The organism is Phyllobacterium sp. 21LDTY02-6 (assembly GCF_023554255.2).
Classification (GTDB): Bacteria; Pseudomonadota; Alphaproteobacteria; order Rhizobiales; family Rhizobiaceae; genus Phyllobacterium.
The window spans coordinates 471,522-489,424 of sequence record NZ_JAMJWD020000002.1; the positions used below are offsets into that span (position 1 = coordinate 471,522).

At 58.7% G+C, this 17,903-nt stretch carries 11 protein-coding genes; 2 read left to right on the forward strand and 9 right to left on the reverse strand.

Annotation, left to right across the window (positions count from 1 at the left end; genetic code table 11):
* Window positions 1–63 precede the first annotated feature (63 nt).
* The gene (locus M8997_RS08620; protein ID WP_250019100.1) at window positions 64–1,596 is read left to right on the forward strand and encodes a YifB family Mg chelatase-like AAA ATPase; all 1,533 of its coding nucleotides are present in this window, start codon (window positions 64–66) and stop codon (window positions 1,594–1,596) included.
* 10 nt (window positions 1,597–1,606) lie between these two features.
* On the opposite strand, the gene M8997_RS08625 is transcribed toward M8997_RS08620, so the two are convergent.
* The 9 genes from M8997_RS08625 to M8997_RS08665 all read right to left on the reverse strand — a co-directional run bounded on the left by M8997_RS08625 (window position 1,607) and on the right by M8997_RS08665 (window position 17,151).
* Entirely contained in the window at window positions 1,607–2,233 is a 627-nt protein-coding gene (locus M8997_RS08625) for a transglutaminase-like cysteine peptidase (RefSeq protein ID WP_371929540.1), read from the reverse strand.
* 293 nt (window positions 2,234–2,526) lie between these two features.
* A complete protein-coding gene (locus M8997_RS08630; protein ID WP_250019101.1) occupies window positions 2,527–3,798 on the reverse strand; it encodes a polyhydroxyalkanoate depolymerase in 1,272 nt (423 codons plus the stop codon).
* A 202-nt stretch (window positions 3,799–4,000) separates the two neighbouring features.
* Window positions 4,001–4,291, reverse strand: coding sequence for a DUF1330 domain-containing protein (locus M8997_RS08635; protein WP_250019102.1), 291 nt, complete (start codon window positions 4,289–4,291; stop codon window positions 4,001–4,003).
* A 30-nt stretch (window positions 4,292–4,321) separates the two neighbouring features.
* Window positions 4,322–5,032 (reverse strand): orotidine-5'-phosphate decarboxylase, encoded by a 711-nt coding sequence (gene pyrF / locus M8997_RS08640; RefSeq protein WP_250019103.1) that lies wholly within the window; start codon window positions 5,030–5,032, stop codon window positions 4,322–4,324.
* Window positions 5,033–5,101: 69 nt separating this feature from the next.
* Window positions 5,102–5,698: a phospholipid N-methyltransferase PmtA gene (pmtA, locus tag M8997_RS08645; RefSeq protein WP_250019104.1), complete on the reverse strand. Its 597-nt coding sequence runs from the start codon at window positions 5,696–5,698 to the stop codon at window positions 5,102–5,104.
* Between the two features lie 82 nt (window positions 5,699–5,780).
* Complete coding sequence (gene dnaJ / locus M8997_RS08650; protein WP_250019105.1) at window positions 5,781–6,911, reverse strand: molecular chaperone DnaJ; 1,131 nt, start codon at window positions 6,909–6,911, stop codon at window positions 5,781–5,783.
* Window positions 6,912–7,159: 248 nt separating this feature from the next.
* Entirely contained in the window at window positions 7,160–9,637 is a 2,478-nt protein-coding gene (locus tag M8997_RS08655; protein WP_250019106.1) for a GH92 family glycosyl hydrolase, read from the reverse strand.
* 194 nt (window positions 9,638–9,831) lie between these two features.
* On the reverse strand, window positions 9,832–13,218 hold the full coding sequence (locus M8997_RS08660; protein WP_250019107.1) for a GH92 family glycosyl hydrolase: 3,387 nt from the start codon (window positions 13,216–13,218) through the stop codon (window positions 9,832–9,834).
* A 315-nt stretch (window positions 13,219–13,533) separates the two neighbouring features.
* Window positions 13,534–17,151, reverse strand: a complete 3,618-nt coding sequence (locus M8997_RS08665) for a GH92 family glycosyl hydrolase (RefSeq protein WP_252597195.1) — start codon at window positions 17,149–17,151, stop codon at window positions 13,534–13,536.
* A 313-nt stretch (window positions 17,152–17,464) separates the two neighbouring features.
* Between M8997_RS08665 and M8997_RS08670 the strand changes: the two genes are divergently transcribed.
* Window positions 17,465–17,903: hypothetical protein (locus M8997_RS08670; protein ID WP_371929541.1), on the forward strand; the 439-nt coding region annotated here is incomplete at its 3' end.

The following is a 17,903-nucleotide window of genomic DNA, read 5'->3' on the forward strand; positions in this document are numbered from 1 at the left end:
GTGCTGATGTGCCACGCATTGGCATAATGATTTTTTACGCACTGCATTTTCAAGGAACGATTGATGGTTACCCGCGTCCAGACGGTCGCCTTTCAAGGCATTCAAGCGCAGCCCGTCGATGTTCAGGTCATGATCGCGCCTGGCAAGATGGGGATGCACATTGTCGGACTGCCGGACAAGGCAGTGGCCGAAAGCCGCGAGCGTGTCCAGGCCGCGTTGCACGCTTCTGGCCTTGCGATGCCGCCGAAGAAGGTCACGATCAATCTTGCACCGGCGGACCTGCCGAAAGAAGGGAGCCACTACGATCTTCCGATCGCCGTCGGGCTCATGGCCGATCTCGGTGCCATGCCGGCGGACGCACTCCAATCCTACATCGTGCTCGGCGAATTGTCGCTTGATGGCACCATCACCCAGGTCGCAGGGGTGCTGCCGGCCGCGATCGCTGCGAATGCGCAGGAAAAGGGCCTGATCTGCCCGGCCGCCTGCGGCCCGGAAGCGGCCTGGGCCGGCGCCGATGTCGATATACTGGCGCCGCGCAGCCTCATTGCCCTCGCCAATCATTTCCGCGGCACGCAGGTGCTGTCGCGGCCGGAACCCGCGCTGCAGGCCAACAACGCGCCGCTGCCCGATCTTTCCGAGATACGCGGGCAGGAGATGGCAAGGCGGGCGCTGGAAGTTGCAGCAGCCGGAGGCCACAACCTGCTGATGATCGGACCTCCAGGCTCCGGAAAATCCATGCTGGCACAACGGCTGCCCTCGATTCTTCCTCCACTTTCGCCGCGCGAATTGCTTGAGGTGTCGATGGTGGCATCGATTGCCGGGGAACTGGTCGGCGGGCGGCTGACGGACAGGCGTCCCTTTCGCGCGCCGCATCATTCCGCATCCATGGCCGCCATGGTGGGCGGAGGCATGCGGGCGCGGCCGGGTGAGGTCTCCCTGGCGCATCGCGGAGTGCTTTTCCTCGACGAATTGCCCGAATTTACGCCGCAGGTGCTCGATTCGCTCAGGCAGCCGCTGGAGACCGGCAATTGCATGATCGCGCGCGCCAACCACCGCATCTCCTATCCGGCGCAAATCCAGCTCATCGCCGCCATGAACCCGTGTCGCTGCGGCATGGCGGGCGAGCCGGGACACAGATGTTCGCGGGGCGTCAAATGCAAGCAGGACTATCAGGCGCGTATCTCGGGGCCGCTGCTCGACCGTATCGACATCAAGATCGAGGTACCGGCGGTCAATGCCGTCGATCTGATCCGGCCCGCGGCCTCGGAGAGCAGTTCCGTCGTGGCAGCCCGGGTGGCCCAGGCGCGCTCCATACAGAAAAGCCGCTTCGAGGCGCTCGGCCTTTCGTCGGTGACCACCAATGCGCAATGCAGCGTTGCCTTGATCGAGGATATTGCGCGACCTGACCGCGCGGGAATGGCCCTTCTGGAACAGGCCAGCCTGCAGATGCGGTTCTCAGCCCGCGCCTATCACCGGGTTTTGAAGGTTGCACGCACGCTGGCAGATCTTGAAGGGCAGAAGGATGTGGGGCGAATTCACCTCGCCGAGGCCATCTCCTACAGGGTGACGTCCGATACGTTCTCGGACGCCGCCTGACTCATCCGGATTACTGGACCGAGCCGACCAGGATGTTGCTCGGCGCTTCGATGCTGACCCAGCGGCCGGTATTGTTGACTGCCTGACGCTTCAGGTAGGTGTAATCGGTCTCCGCCCAGTTTTTTACGCTTTCGACCAGATTATCGAGAACGAAGTCGCCGCGATCGGTACGGACGGTGAGCACGGCATGGCCCTCGCCATCAGGCTTGCGAACGACGGTGATCAAGAGGTTCGACGGCGAGATGCCGAACTGCATCAGGTCGCGGCGCTTCAGGAGCACGTAATCCTCGCAGTCGCCGACGGCTTCCGGATAGGCCCAATATTCATCGACGCCATAGATCTCAAGATCGGTCAGCGGCTTGATCTTCTCGTTGATGTCGGCATTCACGCGAACGAGAAGCTGCCAGAAATCATGCGACATCTTCTCCGGCATGACATTGCGTGCCTTGACCGAGCATTCGGCCGGAAGCCGCTTGCAGAACTCGTAATGACCGATCGGCTGTGAGGTAAGCCCGCCAGTCAGCATGAAAGCCTCTGAAGCCTGGGCCTCGACCTGGGCTTGGGCGCCGAACAGCGTTGCGGCAACGATCAGGAGCGACGCTCCCAAAGACCTTGCGAAATATGCCGCTGCAAACATGCCTTACTCCAAACCCCGTCAGCCATTCTTAACAAAACGTTAACGGCGTGTGGGGAGTTGAGTCAATCACAATGGCGCCACGATCTCGCCATTGTTAATATATGGTTAAAATTTGAAGGGTGGGCTGGATGGCAGCAATGGCCTTTCGAAACCGCGCTATGAAAGATTGGTCAGGGAGGTTGGTTCAACCTCTGGAAAAAGCGCGCAAAGCTTCGATTCTACCGGAAAACAGGCCGATCCAACGGGGTTCCGGCGACAAACTCGACGTTCCTTGACCGTGCCGCGTGGCCGGGTCAGGCGCGTTTCGGCAGAGGCGAAACGTTGGAATTGCGGCGCGCCTGGGCGTGGTCGTTAACGAATTGGACGATTTTGGGGGCGATTTCAGCCCGGAAGCGGGAGCCGTTGAACACGCCATAGTGACCGACCTTCGGCTGCAAATGATGCATCCGCATGGAGGAAGGTATGTTGGAGCAGAGCGTCTGGGCGGCCTCGGTCTGGCCGACGCCGGATATGTCGTCATTCTCGCCTTCGACGGTCAGCAATGCCACGTTGCGAATAGCCGACGGGTCAACCGGCACGCCGCGATGCATCATTTCGCCCTTGGGCAGCAGATGCCGGACGAACACCGTATCCACCGTCTGAAGGTAAAATTCAGCCGTCAGGTCCATCACCGCCAGATATTCATCATAGAAATCGCGATGCTTGTCGGCGGAATCACCATCTTCCTTGACCAGATGGACAAAGAATTCCTTGTGGGCCGTGATATGCCGGTCGAGGTTCATGCTCATGAAGCCCGAAAGCTGCAGGAAGCCGGGATAGACATCCCGCATGAAGCCGGCATGCGGCCAAGGCACCGACATGATGACGTTGTCCCGAAACCATTCAATGCCTTTTTCTTCGGCAAGCTTGTTGACCGCGGTCGGATTCTTGCGCGTATCGATCGGCCCGCCCATCAGCGTCATGCTGGACGGTGCAAACCTGTCGCCATTGGTCTCCATGATGGAAACGGCGGCCAGCACCGGCACCGAAGGCTGGCATACGGCCACCACATGGGCATCTTCGCCCAGCGCGTGAAACATCTCGATGACATAGTCGATATAGGCATCGAGATCGAAGCTGCCCTCGCTGAGCGGCACGGTGCGTGCATCGACCCAATCGGTGATATAGACCTCGGCGCTCGGCAGAAGAGCTTCCACGGTTCCGCGCAGCAGCGTGGCATAGTGGCCCGACATCGGCGCGACGATCAGTATCTTCGGGTCGCGCGGACGTTTTGACGGCAGGCTGCGCTTGAAGTGGATGAGATTGCAGAATGGTTTCGACCACACCGTCTTCTCGGTCACATCCACTTCGGTATCGTCGACCAGCGTCGTCGCAAGATTGAAGCTCGGCTTGGCATAGCTTCGCGTCATGCGCTCGAACAACTCGCAGGATGCCGTGATCGACCGGCCGACCACCGTTTGCGACAGCGGATTGAGCGGATTGTCGTAAAACAGCTTCGTCGCGTCGGCGAGCGCCCGGTAGGGTTGGAGCGCAGCATGGTTCAGCTCATAGAGATGGTAGAACATTTCACCGTCCGATCATGCGGTCTGGCTATCTTATATAGCGAGCCTAGCTGGTTTATCGCATATTGCAATGCAACAAAAGCACGAGCCGGGTTAAAAATGTTCACATTCATAGCGGATCGGCGCCGCGTCGATGCCGACCGTCAAGACTTCAGCAGCAAGCCGCCCCTCCATCCAGAGCAACGACAGCCAGGGGCGGCGTGAGTCAGCCCGCACCTTCCACGATGAGCATTTCGGCCTCGGCCACACTCTGCCGGATTGCCTTTGCCGCCTGATATTCGGGCGAGTTGTAACAATCCAGCGCGTGCTGCACGGAGGGAAACTCGATGACCACGTTGCGTCCCCGAGCGGTACCCTCGAGGGCGTGGTACGGGCCGCCCCTGGCAAGGAAATTCGCACCGAACTTCTCGAAGGCCGGCTTGGCGGTCGACACGTAGTCCTTGTAGCGCTCAGGATCGCGAACATCGACGCGCGCAATCCAATATCCCTTGGCCATCAGCTTTCTCCCTTACGATTGTTCCGATCGCTATGCCTGCAACGCGCCTTCGGCCATTTCGGCAAGCACGGCTTCTGCCGCTGCCTTGCGATTGGCTGCCGCGATGATCGGCCTGCCTACCACAAGATGGCTTGCCCCGGCGTGCAGGGCATCAGCCGGCGTCATCACGCGCTTCTGATCGCCCTTGTCAGCGCCTGCCGGCCTGATACCGGGCGTTACGATAGCCATGTTTTCGCCGACGATCCGCCGTACGGAAGCGGCTTCGGTGGCGGCACAGACTATTCCGCCCATGCCGGCCTCCAGCGCCTGCTGCGCGCGCAGGGCGACTAGGCGCTGCGGCTCATCGCGATAGCCAGCCTCCGCCAGGTCGCCAGCGTCCATGGATGTGAGCACCGTGACCCCGAGGAGGCAAAGGTCCGCCCCTTGCGCCGCCGCCACAGCCGCCCGCATCGCCTTGGGATAGGCGTGGATCGTCAGCATCGATACGCCCATCCTGGCGATATTCTCGACGCCCTTGGCCACCGTATTGTCGATATCGAGGAGCTTCATGTCGAGAAACACCTTCTTGCCGGCACGGACCAGTTCACCGGCAAAGTCGAGCCCTCCGGCGAATACCAGCTGATAGCCGATCTTGTAGAAGGAAACGGCGTCTCCCAGCTCTTCCACGGCTTCCGCCGCCAGCTTGACTGTCGGCACGTCAAGTCCGACGATGAGGCGCTCACGCAACGTCGCATTGGTCATTGAATCACCTTTTCTGTCGATCGCGGATCAATCGCACAGAATCCGGCTCCGCGATAGGGCGAACTTCGCTCAGTCGGCGCGGCGATAGACCCAGAGGCGGGCCGGAGGCACGTTGCGAATGATGAAATCGAGATGTTCTATCTTGTAGTTGCCGCGCCCGGCAGGGACGGGCGACATGGGGCCATAGGTGATCTGCACGACCGGACGGCCATGGGGAATACGGCGCAGCAGATCCTCGATGATCTTGACCCGGTCGTTGACGGGAAAGTTCAGAAGCGGCACAGCCGAGACCACCGAATCGAACTTCTGGCCGCGCTGTTCTCCGAGCGTGGTGTCGAGATCGAAAGCGTCGCCCTCGACGATATTGACGCCCGGAAAGTCCTCGCGCAGATGCTCGGCAAATTCCGAGGAATATTCGACACAGTAAAGATCGGAAGGCGCGACACCGCGCTGCAAAATGGCCTTGGTGATGACGCCGGTTCCCGGTCCAAGCTCAAGGACCGGAAGGCCCGACTGCGGGTTTACCACGCTTGCCATGCGCCGCGCCGTGACCGAACTCGTCGGGAGAATGGAGCCAACTGCCTTGGGACCATGCATCCAGCCTTTGAAGAACCGGATCTCCTCGTCGAATTTCTCGGCGAGTTTCTTGCCCAAGGGTCTTGTCATGCCTGCACTCCGTCGCGTTTGAATAAGTTTATGCCGCATCCAGCGCCATAAGCAAGTCCGCTGCCAGGGCGCTGCCCATAAATTATTCGCTCAGGCCTTCGAAGAACTCCTTCATCCGAGCGAAGAAACCGGTCGATTGAGGGCTGTTATCCTGCGAGGAAATCCGCTCGAACTCTTCAAGCAGTTCGCGCTGGCGCTTGTTCAGGTTCTGCGGCGTCTCGATCGCGATCTGGATATAAAGGTCGCCCATGGCCGCCTGGCGCAGCACCGGCATGCCCTTGCCCTTGAGACGGAACTGCTTGGCATTCTGCGTGCCTTCCGGGATCTTGACCCGCGTCTGCGTACCGTCCAGCGTCGCCACTTCGAATTGGCCGCCAAGGGCTGCGGTGGTCATCGAGATCGGCACCTTGCAATAGAGATCCGCACCGTCGCGCTGGAAGAATTCATGCGGCTTGAGCGACAGGAAAATATAGAGGTCCCCGGCCGGGCCGCCACGCAGCCCCGCCTCGCCTTCGCCGGTAAGCCGGATACGTGTTCCATCCTCGATGCCTGCCGGAATGTTGACCGAGAGCGAGCGCTCCTCGGTCACACGGCCCTGGCCGCGGCATTTCGAGCAAGGGTCCTGGATGATCTGCCCGCGACCGTGGCAGCTCGGGCAGGTGCGTTCGATCGAAAAGAAACCTTGCGCCGCCCGCACGCGACCGGAGCCGCTGCAGGTGCCGCAAGTCACGGGCTGGGTGCCGGGCGCGGCGCCACTGCCATTGCATTCGTCGCAGGTGATGGAGGTCGGCACGTGTATCTGTGCCGTTTTACCGGTGAAGGCTTCCTCCAGGGTAATTTCCATATTGTAGCGCAGATCCGCGCCGCGCTCGCGTCCGCCGGACCTGCGCTGGCGGCCACCGCCCATCATCTCGCCGAAGATGTCCTCGAAAATATCGGCAAAGCCACCTGCCCCGCCGAAACCACCACCACCGCCGCCCATGCCGCCATTTTCGAAAGCGGCATGACCGAACCGGTCATAGGCAGCGCGCTTTTGCGGGTCTTTCAGCGTTTCATAGGCTTCGCCGATTTCCTTGAATTTGTGTTCGGCGGCCGCATCGCCCGGATTCTTGTCGGGGTGGAATTGCATGGCGAGCTTGCGGAAAGCGCTTTTCAGTTCTTTCTCGTCAGCGCTTCTGGCTACGCCGAGGGTTTCGTAATAGTCAGCCTTCATCCAAACACTCGTTCCATAAATCGCAGAGCCTGCGCCCGAGGCTCGTGTCAGACCGGTATTTAGGTGCTCATCACAGCGATTGCCATAGATAACTTAGCCTGATTCGGGCAAAAAGGCGCTTATTTGACGATTATCGCGCTTGTGTGGCAGCTATTCCACGAATCGCCATTTCGCAGAATTTCACCGCAGTGCAAAAAAGGCGGTGCCTCGCGCCCTCGCCGCGGGCGCGAAACGGCGATTGCGGACCCTCACGGCATCGCGCATCTCGCAACAGGCTTCAGTGCGGGCGTCTGACTGCCATCCGGAGCAAATGACGGCGGCAGACCATCTGCCGCTGGTTCGCTTGCCCAGCAACTCGGCGCGGCGCCAAGGGTGAAATCCAGCGAACGTTCTCCTTTCATTGGGTTGAATGGCAGCCAGGTACTGTCATGCGGCCTGCCATCGACCAGCAGGCCCTGAACATAGGGTGCCGGTGCCTCGGGAGCCGTGATGGTGAACAGCCTCCGTTTGCCCTGCCAGACCACTGCCTTCGAGAATAGCGGGCTGGTCAATGTCAGCCCAGGCTCCGCCAGTATCTCCGGATAGAGCCCGAGTGCCGACCAGACATACCAGCCGGACAGCGCGCCCTCATCCTCATTGCCCGGCAGGCCTTGCGGACTGTTTTTGTACAAAGTCTGCCGGAGGCGACTGACGAGCGCCTGCGTCTTGTAGGGCTGGCTGGTCCAGTTATACATGAAGGGGGTGGCGAAAGAGGGCTCATTGCCAAGCCACAGATAGGGCGCCCGCTCGCCGCCCGCCAGATATTTGGTGAACTCATCGAGCCGCGCGACGGCATCAGCTTCCGAATTAGGATTGATCTTGGGATATTTTACCAGCATGCGAAACAGACCGCGAATATCATGCGGCACCATATAGCCATATTGTTCGGCATTGCCTTCGCGATACTCGTTTGTCGCTAGTTCGAAGCCCATCCAATTGTCATCTTCGTCGTGCGGCTGCAATTGCGGATAGGGCTGGCCGGCTATCTTGCTCCAGCCGGGGTTGAAAAGATTGCGCCAATTGCCGGAACGCTTCAACAGATCGGCGGCATGGCCCGAGGTATTTCCGACCAGCAATTGGCTGCCCGGCTTGTCCAGCGCCGCCAGAAAGCGCGAAATGGCGAAATCGGTGCTGACATACTCCAACGTGTTCGACGTCGCGGTATTGTTATACATCATACTGCCTTCACCAGATCGAAGGTAGCCGCGCTCGATATATTGCTCGATATGGGGTAGTGGTTGCACCCATCGACATTGAGTCTTCCTGCCTAAGGCCATGTCGAGCATGATCTGGCGCGCCGCCGCCGTATCGAAATTCCTCGCTCCGAAGGCGTAATTCTGCGCAACGATGATCGAAGCGCCGTCGCCCGGCATGATATTGCTGTTGGAATTGCCATCGACCCACATTGGGAAGACACCACCGCACTGCCTGGCATCATTGATCAGGGACTGCGCCATGTCGCTCGATTCGTTCGGGGCAAGCAGCGATTGCAGCGGCGCGAGCGAGCGATATGAGTCCCAGCTCGAAAACGTGGTGTAGTGGGTTCGCCCCGGTTCGACCTTTTCAACCGTGCCGCGTCCGTCGAAGCTCATATATTGCCCGTTGACATCATTGTAGACGGATGGTGCGAAAAAGGAATGGTAGAGCGCCGTATAGAAATTCACCCGCTCATCCGCGCTGCCGCCGGTGACTTGAATAGAGTTGAGCCGTTCATTCCAGGCAGCGTCGGCATTCTTCCGGACCTCGTCGAAGCTGAGCGCAACGGATTCGGCCTCGAGGTTTTCCCTGGCATTCGCAGTGCTGACATAGGAGACACCGGCCTTCATTCCAATCGTGGTCCTGGCACCCGCCGTCGGCGCGAACGTCAGAATCGTGCCGTCATCGTTCGCAGTGAACGGCTGGTCGAACTGGGCATGAAAATAAACTTCGTAAGAATTGCTACCGCAAAAGCCGCCGCCCCATGTCGAAGCCGATATGGTACGGGCCGCCTTGTCTACCTTTGCCGTCCCATAGTTGAACCACAGCATGGCATTGCTACCGGCGGGAAAGGTAAACCGGCCGGAACCGGTTCGAACCGTCGCGGTTAGCTCCGTTTCGATGTGATTGTCGAACGCGACGCGATAATAGCCCGGCTTTGCGACTTCATTGGCGTGACTGAACGTTGCGCCCTTATCCGTAACATTGCCGATAGGCTGCACCTTGAATGGCGCTTGCGTTTTGCAGCCAACACCATTGAGATTGATCATCGGAAAGCCCTGAATCACATTCGAGTCGTGATGATAGCCGCGTGGCGACCATGTGGTATCGATGGTGTTCGTCTCCGGACCCCAGGACACCATCCCGAACGGAACTTTCGCGCCCGGATTGACGAAGCCGCCCAACAGGTACTCCGTGGAGCCTGGAACATCGGATTTCGGTACCTCACCCGAACCGATGAGCGGATTGACGAATTGCGTCAGGGCAACATCCTGACGCGCAGGGGGTACTTCCTCCACCACTGCGCCCGGAGCAGCGCTCACGCCGGGTACATCGTCCTGCTTCTGTGCCGGTGCAGCAGCGATCGTTTGCTTCAATGGATTCTCGGCGGCATTGTCGAAGGTAGTCGGTGAGACCGCATCCCCTTCGTCGCATCCTGCCAATATCGAACTGCCAAGCAATATGGCAACGAGCGAACGTTTGAAAAACATGATTCCTCCCAATGGATTTCTTTGAGCCAGTCACCGCGATGCGGCAGTAAAAATGGGCACGCCTGCAGGGTCCGCTCCTCCCAAAGCGGCTTAACCTCTTGAAACAATCCTGTTGTTTTCAGTGCTCGACCGCTGTCGATTGGTCGCCGAAGCCCAGCCTTGGCCGGGCCCCGACTATCCATGAACGCCCGACCTCAGTTCGGAGGTGCCGAGCCCTCCTGTCCAAGAAGTTCAAACTCCGCAATCTCGACCGGCTGCCCCTGGAACTCCAACCTGAATCTGGAGAATGACGCCGGTGCCTTCAGTGCGAATGGCATGGTCTGCCGTGGCCAGGTGAACTTTATATTCGTGCGTTCGTCCAATACGGTCCAATCCTTTCCATCGTTGGAGCCTTTCAACGTCCAACTGGTGGGCGGTTTGGCCAGCACGTCTGCGGAGGTCAGCGTGTAGAGCACGACCTTGTCGGAGGGTTTGGGCGCGGGTTTTTCGGCTTCTATCCAGGTGCTTGCGGGAGTCACAATTGTAGCCGACGTCCTGTCGTGGAGTGGCTTCGCATTTCCACCGCTCGCCGATACAACGTACCTGTCGGGCGGCAGCAAGGATGTCAGCGGTTGTGGCTTGGCATCGCCGACCGTGATCGAGGAGGGGACGTCATTTTCTCCCGTTCCCCAGCGCGATGGGTTTGGACCCATTTCGAACTCAAGCACGGCCCCTTCGGCGATTGCCGCATGGGAAATGTAGTTGTTGGTCAGCGGCTGGCCGTCAAGCTTGGCGCTCTGTATGTAGCGATTGACGGCACTGACGCCCGGTGCCTTGATGGTGATCGTTTTTTCCGCGCCTCCGGGCTTTTTCAAAGCTACCGTCATCCGCGGGAAATAGGGTGCGCCAATCGTATATTCCGGCCGCCCCATGCTTACCGGATAGAAGCCCATGGCGCTGAATATATACCAGGCGGATTGCTCGCCATTATCCTCGTCGCCGATATAGCCATCGCCGGTGGAATTTCCCTTTTCGTCGAAACCGGAGAAATAGAGCTTGTCCATGACATCGCGCAGATATTTCTGGCCGGCGAAAGGTGCAGCCGCATAATTATACATGTAGATGGAATGGTGCACCGTCTGGTTGTTGTGCTGATATTCGCCCGTTCCCGCAAGTTCATGTACCTTCAACGCCTCCTTCATCTCATGGATCAGCCACGTGTAGCTTCCAGCGTCCTCGCCCGGCGCGGTCCGGAAGAAAGCGTCGAGCTTGTCTTTCAACTTGTCGCGGCCGCCATAAAGGTTTGCAAGTCCCTGCCCATCCTGAGGCGCCAGGAAGGCATAGGACCAGGCATTGCCTTCCGTATAGCCATATCCCCAGGTTTGCGGCGTTACCTCTTCGCCCCAGCGTCCAGATTTGATATTCCACTTTCCATCGGCCTGCTTTTGGCGGAACCACCCGCCTGCCCATGTTCCTGACGGTTCCATGGAGAAAAGATTGGCATAATGCCGAGCTCTATTGTTGAAATAGATCGCATCGTCCGGCTTGTTGAGCGCCTGCGCCATCTGGGCAATGCCGAAATCATTGAGATCCGCTTCCAGCGACCAGGCGACATGTCCGGGCGCGGGATCATTATTGTTTTCATTCTGCTCCGTCGGCACATAGCCGTAGAAGACGGACGTTGCCATGCCTTTCCGGCCTTTAGCCCCTTCATTGCTATAGACGGTCGCATTGCGCAACATCGACGAATAGGCGGACTCCACATCGAAATTACGAACGCCCTTCAGGTAGGCATCGGCAAAGATCACATCGGAGCTGGTCGCAACCATGCTGTCATTATAACCGGGCCCTGACCAACGGGGCACCCATCCACCATCCTTGAAGGCATTGACGAAGCCATCGAGCATCTCGCCGGCCTGCTCGGGCATGAGCAGCGTATAAAGCGGCCAAGTCGTGCGATACGTATCCCAGAAGCCGTTATTGACCCAGATCTTTCCTTTCTGCGGCGTCAAGCCGGGCTTGTAGGGGCTGACATATTGTGCCTCGCCATCGACGTTCTCCCAGGCGGAATTCGGATAGAGCAAGCTGCGATACAGATTGGAATATAGAATGACCTTCTGGTCTTCCGTTGCGCCGCGCACATGCAGGATGTTGAGCTTTTCTTCCCACGCCGCCTTCGCCGCCTGCCTGACTTCGTCAAAACTCCGGGTCCCGATCTCCTGCTCAAGATTGGATTTCGCCTGTTTCACGCTGATCAAAGATGTCGCGATTGTCATTCCAACGACAGGATTCGTCGAAGTGTCGAGCTCGACCAAGGCGCTGACATTATCAGGCCGGTTCGATTGAACGATACTCCTGTCGAACCTGGCATAGAAATAGAGCTTCGCGACGCTCTCCGATGAGCCCTGGTCGGTGTGCCCGGACACGACGCCATTCGGCGCGTCGATCGAAATTTCGCTTCCATTCTCGAATACGTCGAAAAGAATCGCCGAACGGCTCTTGTGAGCGGGCAGGGAAAATCGGAAAGAAGCGGCGTGATCCGTCGGCGTGATCTCGGTCCTGGTGCCATTGTCGAACGTCAAATCATAGTAGTGGGCCTGCGCAGTTTCGTTCTTTCGGTCGTATCTTTGAGCGCGATTCACCTTGTCGGTTACGCCAGTGTTGTTGATGGGCATGATCTGCAAGGTCTGCCGGTTGCCTATCCAAGGACTCGGTTCGTGCACGACTGCAAATGCCGTGATCGTATCGATGAGCCGCCCGTCATCCTCAAACTGATAGAACCAGTGCGTGGCGTTGCGATTGACCGGCGTCCAGAAATTGAACCCAAAGGGCACGGCGACAGCGGGAAAGGTACCGCCCCTGGTGAAGCCGCTGGAGGATTTTGTCCCGCGCATGATATTGACGTATTGCGCCAAGGGGCGGCGGTGTGGGATTCCCTTCAGATCGAGCAGATCATATTCCAGCTGCGCGACCATACTTTCGGTCTTTTGCAGGCTCTCGGTGCCGGCGACGACCTTCTGCATCGCCGTTGTCCACACCGTCGCATCGTCAATGAGCTTCTCAAGTCTGGTGGATGGCAAACCCCCGCTTTTCAGTTCAGCGACTGCCTTAGCCATATCTGCAGCAACTGGATCGACCGAGTCCTGCAGCTTCTGCATCGTCGCCAGTGCCTCTGAAACCTTTTCCTTCAAGGCCGAGATATCTAAACCGAACGTCGCCAGTTCCTGTTGATCGGCAGGCGATGCCGCCGCGTGCACGGCATAAGCTGCCTGCATTGTCTCCAGACGGTTCGGTAAGGTCCGTAGAGACGTGGCAATTTCCGCTATGCGGTCGAGCGGAGACTGTAGATAGTTCAGCTGCTTTGCAAGCCGATCATAGTAGGGCCGCTTCGCCACTTCCAGATCGGCTTGCGCGGCAACTACCAGGTATCGCAAGTTGTCAATTTGTTGCTGCAGTGCAAGCAATTTACCATCAGCGACAGCAGGTGCGAATGTGGCGTCGGCAACCGGTGCGTGTGAAACAGTAGGCTCTTCCGATTTGTCGCAGCTCACCAAGGTGACAGAGCTGAGCAAGCCGAACAAAATTGCTCTCTTAAGAGACATTTTTCCTCCCGAAATGAATAAAATATGAGTGCTGAACTGGAAACTGTCTGGCGAGACGCCAATGCTGAAATCGTCGCCTCCCACAACGAAATCAAAGCCGGATAATGGATACAGACTGAATCGGGGAATGGGGCGCTTCTGTCAATTCGCCATAAGTATAAGTGCCGCTGCCGACGATCCTTCGCGAAAATAATCGCTTTCGTCCATGGTTGCCGACCACAGCCATGTCGCGGCGCCAAGCGGTGTGCACCATTTCCACCGCATGCCCGACCCCGGCAGCGGCAGGCCAGTTGGACCCGCCGCCCACCAGCCGGTTCACTGAGCGGCAGCTTCGCGCCCGAGCAGTTCGAGTTCGGCGATCGTCACGTCCGAACCTACAAACGTAAACCGATAGCTCGTGTAAGTTTCAGGTTTTTCAAGCACGAATGGCTTTGTCTGCTGTGGCCAGGTGAACTTTACATCCGTGCGTTTGTCCAATTCGATCCAATCCTTTCCATCATTGGAGCCCTCCAAGGTCCAACTGGTCGGCGCACTGGCCAACGTCTTGGATGAAGTCAGCGTATAGAGGTGCACTGTGTCGGCGACCTTTCGTTCGAACTCGACGACTGCCGCCTTGGAAGATTCGGCGGACGACCATATCGTATGGGAGTCCCTGTCAAAGAGATGATCCTCGCCTGAATTGCTGGTTCGGAGGGTATACCGTCCTCCTGGCAGCAAGGAGCTCCACGGCTGTGGCTTATCGGCTCCCTGAGTGATGGAGGCGGGGGCGGCATCCTCACCGGTGCCCCATTTTGTTGGATATGGTACCATATCGAACTCAAGCATCGCTCCGGAAATCAGTTCGTCATGGCTGAGATGGGTCCGATCGATCGGCTCGCCATTGAGCTTGACACCGAGCACGAAGCGGTTCGAGGAGTTTACCTTCGGAGCCTTGATAGTGATCGTCTGCGGTTTGCCCGAACTATCGGTCACCTTTACCACCATCTTGGGGAAATAGGGTGCGCCGATGGTATATTCTGGCCGACCTACGCCGAGCGGGTAAATGCCCATGGCGCTGAACACGTACCAGGCCGACATTTCACCATTGTCCTCGTCACCGATATAGCCGTCGCCGGTGGAATTGCCCTTGGCATCGAAGCCGGACGAATAAAGCTTGTCCATGACATCACGCAGATGTTTCTGGCCGCCAGCCGGATACCCGGCATGGTTATACATATAGAGCACATGGTGCACCGGCTGGTTCGAGTGCTGGTATTCGCCCAGCTCATGATCCTTGCCGATCTCGTAGGCTGATTTGATTTCGGGCTTTTTTCTGTTAAAGCCACCATCCTTCGAAGGACCCTTGGCGAACAGTGCATCGAGCTTCGTCCGCAGCTTGGCCTTGCCGCCATAGAGATTGGCAAGTCCCCGTCCGTCCTGCGGCGCCAGCATCGAATAGTGCCAGGCATTGCCCTCGGTATATTCATTATACCAGCTTTGCGGCGTGCGGTTCGAGTTGCGCCACTTGCCCGCCGAATCCTTCGCGCGGAACCAGCCACCTGACCAGAGCCCGCTCGATTCACCGTCGAATATCCGGGCAAAGCCAATGGCATTATTGGCGAAATAGGCGGCATCATCCTTGTTGCCACGTGCTCTTGCCATCTGCGCCAGGCCGAAATCGTTCAGATAGGCCTCCAGCGACCACGACACGGCCTCCGTGTCCTCCAGCGAGTATCCGTAGAAGGGCATCTTATCCATGCCCTTGCGCCCGCGTTCGGGGTTGCCACTGAAAACCGTGGCGTTCTTCACCATCGAATCATAAGCCGTGTCAATGTCGAAGTTCCGGATGTTTTTCATATAAGCGTCGGCAAAGATGATATCCGAACTCGTCGCCACCATCATGTCCTTGTAGCCCGGGCCCGACCAACGCGTGACCCAGCCGCCATCCTTGTAACCATTGACGAAACCGTCGATCATTTCGCCGGTCTGTTTCGGAAGCAGCAGCGCATAGAGCGGCCAGTTCGTGCGATAGGTATCCCAGAAGCCATTATTCACCCAGATCTTGCCGGGCTTCACTGTCGGTACGTCGATATAGGGGCTCATGTAATAGGCTTTCAAATCGTTGCCAGACTTGACGTTCTCAAAGGCGGAGTTCGGATAAAGAAAGCTTCGGTAAAGGTTGGAGTAAAGAATGGTCTTCTGGTCTCCGGTCGCGCCCTCGACCTCAACCAGACCGAGCTTCGCGTTCCAGGCATCCATGGCAGATTGCAATATCTGATCGAACGTCTTTGCCCCGATTTCCTGGCTGAGATTGTCCTTGGCCTGCTCGACGCTGATAAACGACGTAGCGAGGCGCAAGCCGATCTCGCGATTTGCCGCGGTGTCGAAACGCAGCCAGGCCGGCAAGGCATTGCCGCTCGTGATAATTGGCGCGATATCGAACTCGCCGTAATAATACATTCGGGGCGAACCGTGGTCCGTAAACCCGGAAATCGTGCCATCCTTCGTTATTTCAATACTACCAGAGGTGTCGAAAAACTTGTCTATGACAATAGCCAGATTCTGATTTTGATTGCGACTGGGCGTGAAGCGAAAATAGACCGCATGATCCGTCGGCGTCATTTCGGTGCGCGTGCCGTCCTTGAAATCGACACTGTAATAGTGGGCGAGGGATATTTCAGTGGCTCGGTCGAACTTCGCGCCGCGCGCTTCCTGTTCGGTTATCGGCTCAACGGCTGTATCTATGCTGCTGACCGGCATGATCTGCAGTGTCTGGCGATTGCCAATCCAAGGGCTTGGCGCGTGAACGACCGCGAAGGCATAAATTTTGTCGAGAAGGCCTGTGTCGTCTTCGTTCTCATAGAAGGTATAAAAGAAGTCGTTTCCATAATAGCCCCGATTGAGCTTCGTGTCCCGCCAACCGTTTATCACCTTCTTCTGGAGCCTGTTGACGGGCGTCCACATATTGAAACCGAACGGCAGCGCCATGGCCGGGAAGGTGTTGCCGCGCGATACGCCATCCGCGATGTAGGCGGCAGAATGAGCGCCACGCATTGTGTTCACATAGTCGGCGGGTTTAGCGCCCAATGTGTTCGCATCGGTCTCGAGATACACCCCCCCCGCTATCTGGCGGCTCAGCTTCATTCCTGATGCTGTGACGCGTACTCGCGTTGACACGCCACGCTTGTCGGGGTCCTCCTGGATCGGCAAATATTCCCCGATCGACGGCGGCTTCTTGGCAACCGGGGGCAGCGGCAGGCCAGAACCCATTTCCGGCATTGGCACGGACGCCGCAGGTTCGATCACCGGGAATATCTCTGCCGGCTCGGGCTTGGAGTTTGCTGTCGGTGCCGAAGGCTCTTCAATCGGGAAACCGGATGACGTCTTGGGAAGCTCTGCCTCGACATTCGGGACGGTCGGCGGCGGGGCAACAGCAGCAATGTCGGGCGCTTGTGGTGCCGGCGATGGTTCAATCGCCACAGCGGTTGGAACGAGCGTGGGCGTTGACGCAGGCGCCTCGGCCTCGGCACCCGGGGCCGGTGCTGGGCGCTCCGTGTCGACAATTGCCGGTATCTTGGGCGCCTCATCCTCGGCACCCGCGACGGCCGGCAGCGACACTGTAACATCGGGTGTTTGCAACTCGGGCGATGCCGGTTCCACTTTCGCAGTGCCCTTGTCGGCATTTGGCGTGACGGGCAGCGGCGGCAAGGTGGTAATGTCTGGTGCTTCCGCCTTGGGCGCTGCAGGTTCGATCGCCACAGCGGTTGAAACGAGCGTGGGCTTTGACGCAGGCGCCTCAGCCTCGGCACCCGGGACGGACGGCAGCGACGCTACAACGTTGGGTGTTTGCAGTTCGGGCGATGCCGGTTCCACTTTCGCAGTGCCCTTGTCGGCATTTGGCGTGACGGGCAGCGATGGCGAGGTGGCAACGTCTGGTGCTTCCGCTTTGGGCACTACAGGTTCGATCGCTACGGCGGTTGGAACGAGCGTGGGCTTCGACGCAGGCGCTTCAGCCTCGGCACCCGGGGCCGGTACTGGGCGCTCCGTGTCGACAATTGCCGGTATCTTGGACGCCTCGGCCTCGACACCCGGAACGGTCGGCAGCGACGCTGTAACGTTGGGTGTTTGCAACTCGGGCGATGCCGGTTCCACTTTCGCAGTGCCCTTGTCGGCATTTGGCGTGACGGGCAGCGGCGGCAAGGTGGCAACGTCGGGCACTTCCGACTTGGGTGCTGCAGGTTCGATCGCTACGGCGGTTTGAACGAGCGTGGGCTTCGACGCAGGCGCCTCGGCCTCGGCACCCGGGACGGCCGGCAGCGACACTGTAACATCGGGTGTTTGCAGTTCGGGCGATGCCGGTTCCACTTTCGCAGCGCCCTTGTCGGCATTTGGCGTGACGAGCAGCGGCGGCAAGGTGGCAACGTCGGGCACTTCCGACTTGGGCACTACAGGTTCGATCGCTACGGCGGTTGGAACGAGCGTGGGCTTCGACGCAGGCGCTTCAGCCTCGGCACCCGGGGCCGGTACTGGGCGCTCCGTGTCGACAATTGCCGGTATCTTGGACGCCTCGGCCTCGACACCCGGAACGGTCGGCAGCGACGCTGTAACGTTGGGTGTTTGCAACTCGGGCGATGCCGGTTCCACTTTCGCAGTGCCCTTGTCGGCATTTGGCGTGACGGGCAGCGATGGCGAGGTGGCAACGTCGG